The sequence below is a fragment of the Streptomyces sp. NBC_01520 genome (assembly GCF_045040375.1).
Classification (GTDB): domain Bacteria; phylum Actinomycetota; class Actinomycetes; order Streptomycetales; family Streptomycetaceae; genus Streptomyces.
Map to the genome: position 1 here is coordinate 2,705,270 of NZ_CP109404.1, position 13,795 is coordinate 2,719,064.

Here is a 13,795-nt window from a genome sequence, read left to right on the forward strand (position 1 = left end):
CGAGCGTGGCCCGGACCCCTCCACGGGTCCGGCGGAAATCGGACATCGCGCTGCGCGTACCCCACGTGGAAGGATGGCCAAAAAGTCGCATATCAAGGAGATGACCGCGTGCCTGGCACGAATCTGACCCGCGAAGAGGCACAGGAGCGGGCGCGCCTGCTGACCGTGGACGCGTACGAGATCGATCTCGACCTCTCCGGAGCGCAGGAGGGCGGCACCTACCGGTCCGTCACCACCGTGCGCTTCGACTCCGCCGAAGCCGGTGCGGAGACCTTCATCGACCTGGTCGCCCCGGCCGTCCACGACGTCGTGCTGAACGGCAAGGCGCTGGACGTGGCCGCCGTCTTCCGCGACTCGCGGATCGCGCTGAAGCGCCTGCGGGCCGGTACCAACGAGCTGAAGGTCGTCGCCGACTGCTCGTACACGAACACCGGTGAGGGCCTGCACCGGTTCGTCGACCCGGTCGACGAACAGGCCTACCTTTACACCCAGTTCGAGGTGCCGGACGCCCGCCGGGTGTTCGCGAGCTTCGAGCAGCCCGACCTGAAGGCGGCCTTCCGCTTCACCGTGAAGGCGCCGGCCGGCTGGACCGTGATCTCCAACTCGCCGACGCCGGAGCCGAAGGACGACGTCTGGTCCTTCGAGCCGACGCCGCGCATCTCCACGTACATCACGGCCCTGATCGCGGGCCCGTACCACGCGGTGCACAGCAGTTACGAGAAGGACGGCCAGTCGGTGCCGCTCGGCATCTACTGCCGTCCGTCGCTCGCCGAGTACCTCGACGCGGACGAGATCTTCGCGGTCACCCGGCAGGGCTTCGAGTGGTTCCAGGAGAAGTTCGACTACGCGTACCCGTTCGCCAAGTACGACCAGCTCTTCGTCCCGGAGTTCAACGCGGGCGCGATGGAGAACGCGGGCGCGGTCACCATCCGAGACCAGTACGTGTTCCGTTCGAAGGTCACGGACGCCGCGTACGAGACGCGGGCCGAGACCATCCTCCACGAGCTGGCCCACATGTGGTTCGGCGACCTGGTCACCATGGAGTGGTGGAACGACCTCTGGCTGAACGAGTCGTTCGCCACGTACACCTCGATCGCCTGCCAGGCGTACGCCGAGGGGTCGAAGTGGCCGCACTCCTGGACCACGTTCGCCAACTCCATGAAGACGTGGGCCTATCGCCAGGACCAGCTGCCCTCGACGCACCCGATCATGGCGGACATCCGCGACCTGGACGACGTCCTGGTGAACTTCGACGGCATCACGTACGCGAAGGGCGCCTCGGTCCTGAAGCAGCTCGTGGCGTACGTCGGCCAGGACGCGTTCTTCAAGGGTGTGCAGGCGTACTTCAAGGCGCACGCGTTCGGGAACACGCGTCTGTCGGACCTGCTGGGCGCGCTGGAGGAGACCTCCGGCCGTGACCTGAAGACCTGGTCGAAGGCGTGGCTGGAGACGGCCGGCATCAACATCCTGCGCCCGGAGATCGAGACGGACGCGAACGGCCACGTCACCTCGTTCACCGTCCTCCAGGAGGCTCCGGCGCTCCCCGCCGGGGCGAAGGGCGAGCCGACGCTGCGTCCGCACCGGATCGCGATCGGCTGCTACGACCTCGACGCGGCCGGGAAGCTGGTCCGTACGAACCGGATCGAGCTGGACGTGGACGGCGGGCGCACGACCGTCCCCTACCCGGCGGGCACCGCACGCCCGGCGGTCGTCCTGCTCAACGACGACGACCTGTCGTACGCGAAGGTCCGTCTCGACGAGGAGTCGCTGGCCGTCGTCACCGAGCACCTGGGCGACTTCGCCGAGTCCCTCCCGCGCGCGCTGAGCTGGGCGTCGGCCTGGGACATGACGCGTGACGGCGAACTGGCGACGCGCGACTACCTGGCGCTGGTCCTCTCCGGGATCGGCAAGGAGTCGGACATCGGCGTCGTCCAGTCGCTGCACCGCCAGGTGAAGCTGGCCGTGGACCTGTACGCGGCACCGGAGTGGCGCGAGGCGGGTCTGACGCAGTGGACCGACGCGACGCTGGCACACCTGCGCGCGGCGGAGCCGGGCAGCGACCACCAGCTGGCCTGGGCCCGCGCCTTCGCGGCGACGGCACGCACGCCGCTCCAGCTGGACCTGCTGCGGTCGCTGCTGGACGGCACCGAGGAGATCGAGGGCCTCGCCGTCGACACGGAGCTGCGCTGGGCGTTCGTGCAGCGGCTGGCCGCGTCCGGTCTGCTGGACGAGGAGGAGATCGCCGCGGAGTACGAGCGCGACAGGACGGCCGCGGGCGAGCGCCACGCGACGTCCGCGCGGGCGGCGCAGCCCTCCGAGGAGGCGAAGGCCGAGGCGTGGGCCTCGGTCGTCGAGTCGGACAAACTGCCGAACTCCCTCCAGGAGGCGGTCATCGGCGGCTTCGTGCAGACCGACCAGCGTGAGCTGCTGGCTCCCTACACGGAGAAGTTCTTCTCGGCCGTCAAGGACGTGTGGGACTCGCGCAGCCACGAGATGGCCCAGCAGATCGCGGTCGGCCTGTACCCGGCCCTCCAGGTCTCGCAGGCCACGCTGGACGCGACGGACGCCTGGCTGGCGTCGGCGGAGCCGAGCGCGGCACTGCGCCGGCTGGTGTCGGAGTCCCGGTCGGGCGTGGAACGCGCGCTGAAGGCCCGGGCGGCGGACGCGGCGGCGGCGACCGCGTAGCAGCTCCTCCGGCACGGCCGAGGGGGCGCCTCCTTTTTCTGGGGGCGCCCCCTTCGCCGTGCGCGGCCGTCCGCCGGGCGGGAGCCGTGGGTGGCCCGGGGGCGTCAGGCGCCGGACCGCCGGTGGCGGCGGGTCAGTTCGGCGGCACCCGTTTCCGTCAGGGAGCCGTGCAGGCGCATCCGGGCCACGCCACCGTCCGGGAAGGTGTCGAGGCGTACGTGGGTGACCACGGCCTCGGTGTCCAGGACGAAGCGGTGCGGGGTGTCGGGCTGGAGCCTGGTGCGGGGGATGATCTCGGACCACTCGCCGGTGTCCCCGTCACGGCCGTGAAGGCTGATCCAGCCGGCCGCGTTGCCCTTGAGGCAGGCCGTGTCTATCTCGACGGCGCGCACCGCGCCCTGCGCGGGGAGGCGGAAGCGGACCCAGTCGTTCGTGTCGCGGACGCGGCGGCGGCGGTTCTCCCAGCCGTCGTCCATCCTGCGGGAGGTGCCGGGCAGGATGATCTGGGCCGGTGAGGAGTAGAAGCGGTCGGAGGCGTCCTCGTACGTACCGCCGTTGAGGATCGAGATCAGGTCGACCGTGCCCAGCGCGGCGAGCCAGGCCGGGTCGGGGACGACCTCGCCGTGGACGCGGAGGCGGGCGATGCCACCGTCGGGGTGCTGGCGGAGGCGGACGTGGGTGTGGCGGCGGTCCCCGGTGATCTCGAAGGCGTTGGCCGCGTGGCCGCGTACGGGGGCCGGCGGGACGAGTTCCTCCCACTTCACGTCGTCGGCGAGGAGCCGCTCGGGGCTCGGGGCGCCCTCGAAGGCCGTCGCCTGGACCGAGACGCGCTGCGGGTAGTTGCCGCGGAAGTGGGCGGTGTCCACGACGATGCCGCGGATGATCCCGGGGGCGCCGAGGCGGACGATCGCCCAGTCGTGGTCCCCGGGGGCGGGGAAGGGGTGGTCCGCGTCCGCGCCACGGCGGCGGCGGGTCTCCCAGCCGTCCATGATCTTGCCCTTGTGGCCGAAGCGCTCGGGGTCGAAGACGGCGGGTTCGCGAATCAGGAGGTTCTCGCGCTCGGCGAAGAACTCGTCGTTCGCCGCGATCACGCCCGCGCCGAGGCGACGGTCCGCGAGGTCGACGAGGTCGGTGAAGGGAAGTCCGGTGGCGGCGCGGTAGTCGGCGTACGGGTCGCCCCCGCCGTAGGGGGCCGCGTCATTGGCGTGGGGGTCGGTGTCCTGGAATGCGGTCTCGTTCGCGTCGGTGGTCATGGGACGACTGTCGTCCCCACCCACCCATCAGGTCCATCGAAACTTTTCGCACAGTTCTTTCAGTCCTGCTTAACGAAGGCCCTCAAGGAGAGGCTCGACGAATCCCGGCCGGGCCCTGTCCGGCGAAGGTGCCGGCCACCTGCTGCAGCGCCGCCAGCACCCGCGCGACCGCCGGCCGTTCCCCGGCCCCCTGCCGGACCGCCGCCACCACGTGGCGGTGCGGCCGGTCCGCGTCCAGGACCCGCATGGCCACCCCGTCACCGGAACGGTGGGCGGCGGACGCCATCCGGGGCACGAGTGCGACGCCCATCCCCGCCTCCACCATGGCGAGGATCGCGGTCCAGCCGGAGGCACTGTGGGCCTGCTCGGGCACGAAGCCCGCCGCCTCGCACGCGGCTCTCGTGATCTCCGACCAGGGGCCTGAGCCGCCGAAGATCCAGGGTTCGGAGGCGAGGTCGGCCAGCCGCAGACCCCCGGCCCTGGCGAGACGGTGGTCCGCCGGCAGCGCCACGTCCAGGGGGTCGGCCAGGAGCGGCAGCAAGGTGAAGCGGGGGTCCCGGGCCGTCGGGGCGTGCGCCGTCAGGGAGAGCGCGAGGTCCACGTCCCCGGCCGAGAGCAACTCGTACGCCTGGGCCGCCTCCGCCTCCCGCACCCGCACCTGGGGGCCGGGCCGGTCCTCGGCCCCCAGGAGCCGCACGGCGGGCACGACGAGCGCGGGGACGGCCGTCGAGAAGGCGCCGACACGCACCTGGCCCGCCTCGCCGCGCAGATAGCCGGTGAGCTCCGCGTCGGCCCGCTCCAGCTGGGCGAAGACCGCTTCCGCGTGGCGCAGCACGAGATGCGCGGCGTCGGTGAGCCGGACGCGGCGGCCCTGCGCCTCCAGGAGTGGCACGCCGAGCTGCCTGGACAGATTGCCGAGCTGCTGCGAGACGGCCGACGGGGTCATCAGGAGGGCCTCGGCGGTGGCGGTCACGGTACCCCGGTCGCGCAGGGTGCGCAGGATGCGGAGCTTCTTGACGTCCCACTCGGTCATGGCCGCAACCTACCGGTGTCCGGACATGCGGATGCGCCGCGCGGTACGGCGTACCGGCGGCGCATCCGTGAAGAGCTTCTAGGCCTGCTTCTTGGACTTGTCGAGGACCACGACCAGTCCGACGATCACCAGGAAGAGGACGATCGGCAGTGCGACGAAGACCCCGAGGGTCTCCCCCAGTCCGATCCCCTGACCCGGGTCGTCACCGTCGTCGCGGGTGAGAGCGAGCGCGGGGGACGACATGAGCAGCATCATCAGCGTCGTACCGGCCGCGACGGCGCCGGCGCGCATAGCGTTCTTCTTGTCCACGGTGCAAACGTAGCGAACGCCCGGAAGCGGCGCGCGCCCGGGGGTGCCGTACGTGCCCTACGGCCGGTCCGAGCGGGGTCCCAGAACCTCCATCAGCCGGTGCAGCCGGGGCGAGGCGGCGATCTCCTCCAGCGTGACGGGGTGCCCCTCGGCATCGGCGACGGGCAGGCGCCAGTTGGGGTACTGGTCCCAGGTGCCCGGGAGGTTCTGCGGGCGGCGGTCCCCCACGGTGTCGGGGAGCCAGACCCCGGCCATCCGGGCCGGGGTGCGCAGCAGGAAGCGGTGGACTGCGCGGACGGCCGCCTCCTCGTCGCCTTCGCCCTCGGGCAGCAGCCGGAGCCGGGCCAGGTAGGACAGCCACTCGGCGGTGTCGGTGGCGTCCTCGGCCAGCTCCTGCTCCAGGGTGCGGGTGAGCAGGCCGAGGCGGTGGCGGAGCGTCACATGGTCGCCCGTCAGCCGGGCGGCGGTGGACGGCAGGTCGTGGGTGGTCGCCGTGGCCACGCAGCCGCGGCGCCACTTCTCCGGGGCCAGCGGGCGTCCCGTGCCGTCCCAGTCGCGCTCGAACCAGAGGACGGAGGTGCCGAGCACGCCGCGCCGGGCGAGCGCCTCGCGCACGCCGGGCTCTACGGTGCCGAGGTCCTCCCCTATGACGACGGCACCGGCGCGGTGCGCCTCCAGGACGAGGACGGCGAGCATCGCCTCGGCGTCCTGGCTGACGTAGGTGCCCTCGGTGGGCGGTCTGCCCTCGGGCACCCACCAGAGCCGGAAGAGGCCCATGACGTGGTCGATGCGCAGGGCGCCCGCGTGGGCGAGGAGGCCGCGCAGGAGGGTGCGGTAGGGGGCGTAGGCGGACGCGGCGAGCGCGTCGGGGCGCCACGGGGGCAGCCCCCAGTCCTGGCCGTGCGCGTTGAAGGCGTCCGGGGGCGCGCCGACGGACATGCCGTGCGCGAAGGCGTCCTGCTGGGCCCAGGTGTCGGCCCCTTCGGGGTGGACGCCGACTGCGAGGTCGTGGACGATCCCGACGGCCATCCCGGCGTCCCGCGCGGCACGCTGTGCGGCGGCGAGCTGGGTGTCCGTCAGCCAGGCGAGCCGGCAGTGGAAGTCGACCCGTTCGAGGAGGTCGGTGCGGGCGCGGACGCTCTGCGGGGAGCGCGGGTCGCCCAGTCCGGCGGGCCAGCCGCGCCAGTCGGAGCCGTGCACCTCGGCCAGGGCGCACCACAGGGCGTGGTCCTCCAGGGCCTGCCCCTGCTCGGCCAGGAAGTCGCAGTAGGCGGCACGCCGCCCGGGGGTGAGCGGCACCTGGGCGATGATCTCCAGGGCCTGCTTCTTGAGGTCCCAGACGGCGTCCCGGTCGATCAGCGCGCCCTTGTTGAGCACGGCCTCGCTGAGTGCGGCGGCGTCCTGGCGCAGGTCGTCCAGGGCGGCCCGGCCCGGCTCGGTCACGTGCCCGTACTCCGGGACCGACTCGATGTGCAGGTGCACGGGGTCGGGGAAGCGCCGCGAGGAGGGGCGGTACGGGGAGGGGTCGGTGGGCCGGCCGGGGACGGCGGCGTGCAGCGGGTTGACCTGGACGAATCCGGCCCGCTGGGTCCGGCCCGACCAGGCGGCTAGGTCGGCCAGGTCACCGAGGTCGCCCATGCCCCAGGAGCGGGCGGAGAGCAGCGAGTAGAGCTGGACGAGGAATCCGTGCGTGCGGCCGGGCGGCTGGGGTACGCGGTCCGGTGCGGCGACGAGTGTGGCGGTGGCGTAGCGGTGGTCGGTGGTGCGGACGGTCAGCCGGTGGACCCCCGGGGGCGGCGCGGTCCACCAGGACGGCGTGCGCGGCGGATCGCCGTCGGGGAGTGTCGCCCTCGGCGCCGTGACCCGCATCCGCAGCTGTGCGGGACCGTCGCTCCCCGGCTCGCGCTCGGGGTCGACCGTCAGGGTCGTGCCGGTCGGCAGCGCGGCCAGGGCCGGCGGCAGCGGCTCCCCGGACCAGGTCACCACCGTCGGCGGGAGCAGTCGGGAGGCCGCCGCCGATTCGGCCGCGGCGAGTGATCTCCGTACCTCCGCGGGGGTGCTCGCGGCCACGCCCAGCGCGGCGAGCACGGCCGTGACCGTGTCGTCGGGGACGGACACCGTGACATCCGCGGACGGGGAGAAGGAGGTGGCGACGCCGTGCAGTGCGGCGAGCCGGGACAAGCCCATTCAGACTCCTGGGGACTCCATGCCCCCTGCGGTGCCGGGTGCTGTCGGCTCGCTGGTCAGAGGGGCGACGGCGGCGAGCGGAGGCTCGCTCGTGAGAGGTGTGGCGTCGGCGAGCGGGGGCTCGCTGGTCAGCGGAGCGGCATCGGCGAACACGGGTTCACCGCTGAGGTGGCGCACGTCGGCGAGCGGCAGCTCGCTGATCATCGGGGGCGCGTCGGTCGGGGCGGGACCTGTCGGACTCGGTACCTGTTTGGAGAGGGCGGAGAGCAGAAGCTGCGCGGAAGCGGGCACGGTGGCCTCCTGGCCGTGGACAACAGGACACAGCAGGCCTACCCAGTGGGTGCGGGAGCAGGCGTAGGCGTGACATAGGCGTTATGACAACGAGCCCAACGTGCTGTGGGTCACACTACGTTCCCCGATGCGCCAGGTATGGGCTGTTTTCGGTCACTCGGCGGGTCACCCGGTAACACCCGCGAGCCGCGCCAGGTGACACATCAGGGATATCCATCACAACGGCCACGCACGTTGACACCCTCCCGCCCGGGTGGTGGGCTCGGAGCCCACGGGGTGCACCGCGACACGAGCAGCTGCACGGTCCACCTCGACTGGGCCCGCCCGGTCGAGGCCGTCACCACGATGACCCGGCCCGCCGAGGCCCGGGGCGCGGTCCTGGAGGCGCACGTGCCGGGCGAGGGCTGGCGCGGCCTCGGCTCCCTGTCGGCGGCCGGCTGGACCCAGACGCCGACGAAGGGCCTCCGGGCGGACGCGCTCCGGGTCGCGGTCCCCTCCGCCCGCCCGGTCCTCGTCAGCCCGTCGGCTCCCGAGGTCACGGGCGCGCCCCGGCGCGGCCTCCACGGCGGTGCGCGGGCTCGTCCCGTGGTTCGGTGACGAACCGGCGGCCAGGCTCGATCTCGCACGCGGCGAGACGGACGCCGTGATCGGCGGCGGTACGCAGCGGGTCGAGGCGCGGCTGGCCGGAGGGCGGCCCGCCGAGGTGAAGGGCGCGCTCACCGCGAAGGCCCCGAAGGGCATCGAGGTGACGGTGCCGAAGCAGACGACGGTGCCACGGGGGGCGCGTACCGACGTCCCGGTGGACATCACCGTGCCCGCGGACACCCCGGCCGGGGAGTACGAGGTGCCGCTGAACTTCGGCGGCGAGGAGAGCACCCTGACCGTGCGGGCCTTCCCGCGCACCGGGGGCGCCGACCTGGTGCGTACGGCCACGGCGTCCTCGTCGGGCGACGAGACCGCGGACTTCCCGGCCTCCGCCGCCTCGGACGGCGACCCGGACACCCGCTGGTCCTCACCCGTCGAGGACAGTGCCTGGTGGCAGGCCGAGCTGCCCGTGCCCGTCCGGCTGGGCCAGGTCGTGCTGCGGTGGCAGGACGCGCACGCCTCCCGCTACCGCGTCCAGGTCTCCGCGGACGGCCGCACCTGGCGCACGGCGGCGACCGTGCGCCAGGGCCGGGGCGGGCGCGAATCGGTCCGGATGGACACGAAGGACACCCGCTTCATCAGGATCCAGGCCGACAGCCGCGCCACGCGGTACGGCTACTCGCTGTGGTCGGTGGAGGCCTACGCCGTCGCCGAGTAGTGCCGCGGGCCCCCGGCCGGCCCGGGCCCGCGCTCCTCGGCCAGGACCCCGTCGATCCGCGCCATCACGTCGTCCGCGCCGAACGGCTGCAGGTAGGGCAGCCAGCGCGGGTCACGGTGCCCCGTCCCGATGATCCGCCAGGCGAGCCCGCTGGGCGGGGCGGGCTGGTGGCGCAGCCGCCAGCCCAGCTCGGGCAGGTGCCGGTCGGCCTTGACGTGGTTGCAGCGGCGGCAGGCCGCCACCACGTTGTCCCAGGCGTGCTGTCCGCCGCGGCTGCGCGGAATGACGTGGTCGACGCTGGTCGCGGCTGCGCCGCAGTACATGCAGCGACCGCCGTCCCTGGCGAAGAGGGCCCGGCGGGTCAGTGGGACGGGCCCCCGGTAGGGGACCCGCACGAACCGCTTGAGGCGGACGACGCTGGGCGCGGGCACGGCACGGGTGGCACTGTGCAGGAAGGCGCCGGATTCCTCGAGGCAGATGGCCTTGTTCTCGAGGACGAGGACGAGCGCGCGGCGGAGCGGTACGACGCCGAGTGGCTCGTACGACGCGTTGAGAACCAGGACGTGCGGCACGTGGATGCCTCCTTGTACGCCGGCGGCGCGTGGCTCGCGCCGGGACGATCCGCTCTCAGTCTCTCCTCATGCCTGGTCGTAGCGCCACCACGTGCGGGTAACGGGCCGGAGGGATTTTTCTCACCACCCGGCCGGACGCACCCCCCGGACAGACCGGAACAGGCGCTTCACCACGGCCGCCGGCCCGATGTGCAATGGGCCACATCGCCCGCACTCCCGGGTGAGACGTGTCTCTCCTCCCGGTACGGGCAACGATCCACTCCCTCCGCTTCGTTACTGTGGTTGATCTGCTGTCGCCCCATCTGGAGGTCCCCGTCGTGTCCCTGTCCGCCCTCCTGGCCGCGGCACCGTCACCCGAGCCGGCAGGCTCGCTGGACGAAGCCGCCGAGCGGGCCGGCAACGCCGCGGGCTGGGTGCAGGAGAACTGGTCCACCTGGCTGAACACCGGTCTGCGCATCCTGCTGATCCTCACGATCGCCCTCGTGCTGCGGTACGTGATCCGTCGTGCTCTGACCAATCTCATCGACCGGATGAACCGCAGCGCCCAGGCGGTGGAGGGCACCGCCCTCGGCGGCCTGCTGGTCAACGCGGAACGCCGCCGCCAGCGCTCGGAGGCCATCGGTTCCGTACTCCGTTCGGTTACGTCGTTCCTGATCCTGGGCACGGCCGCGCTGATGATCCTGGGGGCGTTCCAGATCAATCTGGCGCCTCTGCTCGCTTCCGCGGGGGTCGCCGGTGTGGCACTGGGCTTCGGTGCCCGCAACCTGGTCACCGACTTCCTCTCCGGCGTCTTCATGATCCTTGAGGACCAGTACGGAGTGGGTGACCAGATCGACGCGGGCGTCGCCTCCGGCGAGGTCATCGAGGTGGGTCTGCGCGTCACCAAGCTGCGTGGCGACAACGGCGAGATCTGGTACGTCCGCAACGGCGAGGTGAAGCGGATCGGCAACCTCAGCCAGGGCTGGTCCACGGCCGGTGTCGACGTCACGGTCCGCCCGACGGAGGACCTGGACCGGGTCCGCCAGGCCATCACGGAGGCCTCCGGGACCATGGCCAAGGAAGAGCCGTGGTCGGAGCGCCTGTGGGGCCCGGTGGAGATCCTCGGCCTGGACGCCGTCCTGCTCGACTCGATGACCGTCCGGGTCACGGCGAAGACGATGCCGGGCAAGGCACTGGGCGTGGAGCGCGAGCTCCGCTGGCGGATCAAGCAGGCCCTCGACTCGGCCGGCATCCGGATGGTCGGCGCCGTGCCCCTCCAGGCGGACGGCGAGATCCCGGCCGACCCGACGGCCGGGATGGCCGCCCCCTCCGCGTACGCGTCGACCACGTCGCCGCAGTCGCTGGCGGCCACCCCGATACCGCCGACGAACATGACGAAGTAGCACCCGCCCGGTCACCGGCGAAGGGGCGTCCCGCGATTGCGCGGGGCGCCCCTTCGTCGTCGGGCCCGCCCGGATAACGCTTTGACAGCCACCGGGGTGGAGACCATTGACGTTCCGGTGATGTGCGCCATACGTTCCTCCCACCGAATAGGAAACTTTCCTAACAGAGGGCAGGTGCATCCGTCATGGCGGGAACCACTCCGGGCACGCCGGGTACACCACGCGTCCTGCGCGCCATGAACGACCGGGCCGCGCTGGACCTCCTCCTGGAGCACGGCCCCCTCTCCCGCACCAGGATCGGGAAGCTGACGGGCCTGTCCAAGCCCACCGCCTCCCAGCTCCTGGCCCGGCTGGAGGCCGCCGGGCTCGTCGTGGCCACCGGTACGAGCGAGGGACGCCCCGGACCCAACGCGCAGCTGTACACGGTGAACGCGGGCGCGGCCCATGTGGCCGGCCTCGACGTGAGCGCGCGGCGGATCGTCGCGGCGGTCGCCGACGTGACCGGCCGGACGGTCGGCGAGTACGAGCTGCGCACCCCCGGGCGGCGCGCCGACAGCGTGGTGCGGCAGGTGACGGACGCCCTGGACGGCGCGGTCAAGGAGGCCGGGCTCGCCCGTGCGGACGTGCACCGCGTCGTCATCGGCACCCCCGGCGCCTTCGACCCCGGCACCGGACGGCTGCGCTACGCCTCGCACCTGCCCGGCTGGCACTCCCCCACCCTGCTGGACGAGCTGGCCGCGGCCCTGCCGATGCCCGTGGAGTACGAGAACGACGTGAACCTGGTCGCTGTGGCCGAGCAGCGGCTCGGCGCGGCCCGGGGACACGAGGACTTCGTCCTGCTGTGGAACGAGGAGGGCCTCGGCGCCGCCCTCGTCATCAACGGCCGGCTGCACCGCGGCTTCACCGGCGGTGCGGGCGAGGTCGGGTTCCTGCCGGTGCCGGGCACCCCCCTCGTACGCCAGGTCGTCAAGGCCAACGCCGGGGGCTTCCAGGAACTGGCCGGCGCCCAGGCGGTCCCCCGGCTCGCCACCTCGCTCGGCATCGAGACCCCGCACCAGCCGTACGCGGAGGTCGCGGCCGGGCTGCTGGCCGGGGCCGCCGCCGCGTACGAACAGGACCCCGCGCTGACCGAGCTGCTGCGCCAGTACGCCCAGCGGCTCGCCACCGGTCTCGCGTCCGTCACCGCCGTGCTCGACCCCGGCCTGATCGTGCTCTCCGGTGAGCTGGTCGCCTCGGGCGGCGAGCTGCTGCGGTCCCTGGTCCAGTCCGAGCTCGCCGAGCTCGCGGCGTCCCGGCCCCGTCTCGTCCTCGGCGAGATCGGCCGCCATCCGGTCCTGCGGGGTGCCCTGGAACGGGCCCTCGCCGACACCCGCGACGAAGTGTTCGACACCTCCCGCTGACCCCCCTCCTGCCTTCTCCCCTTCCCCTGTCCCTGGGAGCTTTGCCATGCGCAGAAGCCGAACGACCACCGCCGCTGTCGCCGTCGCCGCGATCTCGGTCCTCGCCACCGCCTGTACGGGCCAGGCCGGGTCCGGCGCGAACGACGACCCGAACGCGAGAACCACGATCAACTTCTGGCACGGCTGGAGCGCGCCCTCCGAGGTGAAGGCCGTCCAGGACAACGTCGACCGGTTCGAGAAGACCCACCCCAACATCACGGTGAACGTCGTCGGCAACATCAACGACGACAAGCTCAACCAGGCCCTGCGCGCGGGTGGTTCGAACGGCCCGGACGTGGTCTCCTCCTTCACCACCTCCAACGTCGGCAAGTTCTGCTCGTCGGGTGCCTTCGCCGATCTGTTGCCCTTCATCGAGAAGTCGAAGCTGGACCTGGAGAAGACCTTCCCGAAGGTGCTGCTCGACTACACCCGGTTCGAGGGCGAGCGCTGCGCCCTGCCGCTGCTCGCCGACGCCTACGGCCTCTACTACAACAAGGACGCCTTCGAGGAGGCCGGGATCACCGCGCCGCCGAAGACGATGTCCGAGCTGGCCTCGGTCGCGAAGAAGCTGACGGTGACCAGGGGCGACGGTTACGAGCAGCTCGGCTTCATGCCGACCTTCCACGGCTACGAGACGGTCGCCGACCACTACCTGTCCTCGTGGGACCACACGTACTTCGACGCGGACGGCAAGTCGAACATAGCCAAGGACCCGGCGTTCGCCGAGATGTTCACGTACCAGAAGAAGCTGGTCGAGGACCTGGGCGGTTACGCGAAGCTGGAGAAGTACCGCGCCACGTTCGGCGACGAGTGGGGCGGCAAGCACCCGTTCCACACCGGGCAGGTCGCGATGCAGCTGGACGGCGAGTGGCGGCTGGGGATGGCCACCGACGCCGACGTACCGTTCGAGATCGGTGTGGCGCCGATGCCGGTGGCCGACGACGAGGCCGACAGCTACGGCAAGGGCTTCCTGTCCGGCACGATCATGGGGATCGCCCCGGCCAGCAAGAAGCAGAACGCCGCGTGGGAGCTCGTGAGGTTCATGACGAGCGACACGCAGGCCGTGGTCGACTTCGCGAACGGCATCCGCAACGTGCCCTCCACCTTCGCCGCGCTGAAGTCCCCGGACCTGAAGTTCGACCCCCGCTTCAGGACCTTCCTGGACATCGCCCAGCACCCGCGGTCCAGCACCCCCGACGGCGCCGTCAACGGGTCGACGTACCAGCAGACCATCCAGGACTTCGGCTTCCAGTACGAGAAGGGCGCGGTGAAGGACCTGAAGGCGGGTCTGGAGAAGACCGCGGCGCAGATCGACACCGACATCGCCAAGGCGAAGTAGAC

At 72.2% G+C, this 13,795-nt stretch carries 11 protein-coding genes and 1 pseudogene; 6 read left to right on the forward strand and 6 right to left on the reverse strand.

The annotated features are described in order from the left end of the window. Nucleotides 1-108: 108 nt before the first annotated feature. A complete protein-coding gene (gene pepN, locus OG524_RS12235) occupies nucleotides 109-2,685 on the forward strand; it encodes an aminopeptidase N (RefSeq protein ID WP_405390820.1) in 2,577 nt (858 codons plus the stop codon). A gap of 104 nt (nucleotides 2,686-2,789) precedes the next feature. Here the strand turns inward: pepN and alc are convergent, their stop codons facing one another. The 5 genes and pseudogenes from alc to OG524_RS12260 all read right to left on the reverse strand — a co-directional run bounded on the left by alc (nucleotide 2,790) and on the right by OG524_RS12260 (nucleotide 7,758). Next, the gene (gene alc, locus OG524_RS12240; RefSeq protein WP_405390819.1) at nucleotides 2,790-3,938 is read right to left on the reverse strand and encodes an allantoicase; all 1,149 of its coding nucleotides are present in this window, start codon (nucleotides 3,936-3,938) and stop codon (nucleotides 2,790-2,792) included. An 82-nt stretch (nucleotides 3,939-4,020) separates the two neighbouring features. After that, on the reverse strand, nucleotides 4,021-4,971 hold the full coding sequence (locus tag OG524_RS12245) for a LysR substrate-binding domain-containing protein (protein WP_405390818.1): 951 nt from the start codon (nucleotides 4,969-4,971) through the stop codon (nucleotides 4,021-4,023). 78 nt (nucleotides 4,972-5,049) lie between these two features. After that, the gene (locus OG524_RS12250; protein WP_405390817.1) at nucleotides 5,050-5,280 is read right to left on the reverse strand and encodes a hypothetical protein; all 231 of its coding nucleotides are present in this window, start codon (nucleotides 5,278-5,280) and stop codon (nucleotides 5,050-5,052) included. Beyond that, nucleotides 5,226-7,467 (reverse strand): annotated as a pseudogene (malQ, locus tag OG524_RS12255) (4-alpha-glucanotransferase). The gene OG524_RS12250 and the pseudogene malQ overlap by 55 nt, the downstream one beginning before the upstream one ends. Continuing rightward, on the reverse strand, nucleotides 7,468-7,758 hold the full coding sequence (locus OG524_RS12260; protein ID WP_405390816.1) for a hypothetical protein: 291 nt from the start codon (nucleotides 7,756-7,758) through the stop codon (nucleotides 7,468-7,470). A gap of 276 nt (nucleotides 7,759-8,034) precedes the next feature. Between OG524_RS12260 and OG524_RS12265 the strand changes: the two genes are divergently transcribed. Both OG524_RS12265 and OG524_RS12270 read left to right on the forward strand, forming a co-directional pair. Continuing rightward, on the forward strand, nucleotides 8,035-8,355 hold the full coding sequence (locus OG524_RS12265; protein WP_405810186.1) for a hypothetical protein: 321 nt from the start codon (nucleotides 8,035-8,037) through the stop codon (nucleotides 8,353-8,355). Then, nucleotides 8,327-9,061: a discoidin domain-containing protein gene (locus OG524_RS12270; RefSeq protein WP_405810188.1), complete on the forward strand. Its 735-nt coding sequence runs from the start codon at nucleotides 8,327-8,329 to the stop codon at nucleotides 9,059-9,061. The genes OG524_RS12265 and OG524_RS12270 overlap by 29 nt, the downstream gene beginning before the upstream one ends. Here the strand turns inward: OG524_RS12270 and OG524_RS12275 are convergent. Further along, the gene (locus OG524_RS12275) at nucleotides 9,043-9,633 is read right to left on the reverse strand and encodes an HNH endonuclease (RefSeq protein WP_405390815.1); all 591 of its coding nucleotides are present in this window, start codon (nucleotides 9,631-9,633) and stop codon (nucleotides 9,043-9,045) included. The two genes, OG524_RS12270 and OG524_RS12275, sit on opposite strands and share 19 nt — an antisense overlap. A gap of 317 nt (nucleotides 9,634-9,950) precedes the next feature. Between OG524_RS12275 and OG524_RS12280 the strand changes: the two genes are divergently transcribed. The 3 genes from OG524_RS12280 to OG524_RS12290 all read left to right on the forward strand — a co-directional run bounded on the left by OG524_RS12280 (nucleotide 9,951) and on the right by OG524_RS12290 (nucleotide 13,793). Next, the gene (locus OG524_RS12280) at nucleotides 9,951-11,015 is read left to right on the forward strand and encodes a mechanosensitive ion channel family protein (protein ID WP_405393224.1); all 1,065 of its coding nucleotides are present in this window, start codon (nucleotides 9,951-9,953) and stop codon (nucleotides 11,013-11,015) included. A gap of 185 nt (nucleotides 11,016-11,200) precedes the next feature. Then, nucleotides 11,201-12,415, forward strand: a complete 1,215-nt coding sequence (locus OG524_RS12285; RefSeq protein ID WP_405390814.1) for an ROK family protein — start codon at nucleotides 11,201-11,203, stop codon at nucleotides 12,413-12,415. A gap of 46 nt (nucleotides 12,416-12,461) precedes the next feature. Next, nucleotides 12,462-13,793: an ABC transporter substrate-binding protein gene (locus tag OG524_RS12290; protein WP_405390813.1), complete on the forward strand. Its 1,332-nt coding sequence runs from the start codon at nucleotides 12,462-12,464 to the stop codon at nucleotides 13,791-13,793. Nucleotides 13,794-13,795 lie beyond the last annotated feature (2 nt).

Coding starts and splice junctions, on each gene's coding strand:
- alc (WP_405390819.1), bottom strand. CDS start 3,938: ATGACCACCGACGCGAACGAGACCGCATTCCAGGACACCGACCCCCAC.
- OG524_RS12290 (WP_405390813.1), top strand. CDS start 12,462: ATGCGCAGAAGCCGAACGACCACCGCCGCTGTCGCCGTCGCCGCGATC.
- OG524_RS12245 (WP_405390818.1), bottom strand. CDS start 4,971: ATGACCGAGTGGGACGTCAAGAAGCTCCGCATCCTGCGCACCCTGCGC.
- OG524_RS12285 (WP_405390814.1), top strand. CDS start 11,201: ATGGCGGGAACCACTCCGGGCACGCCGGGTACACCACGCGTCCTGCGC.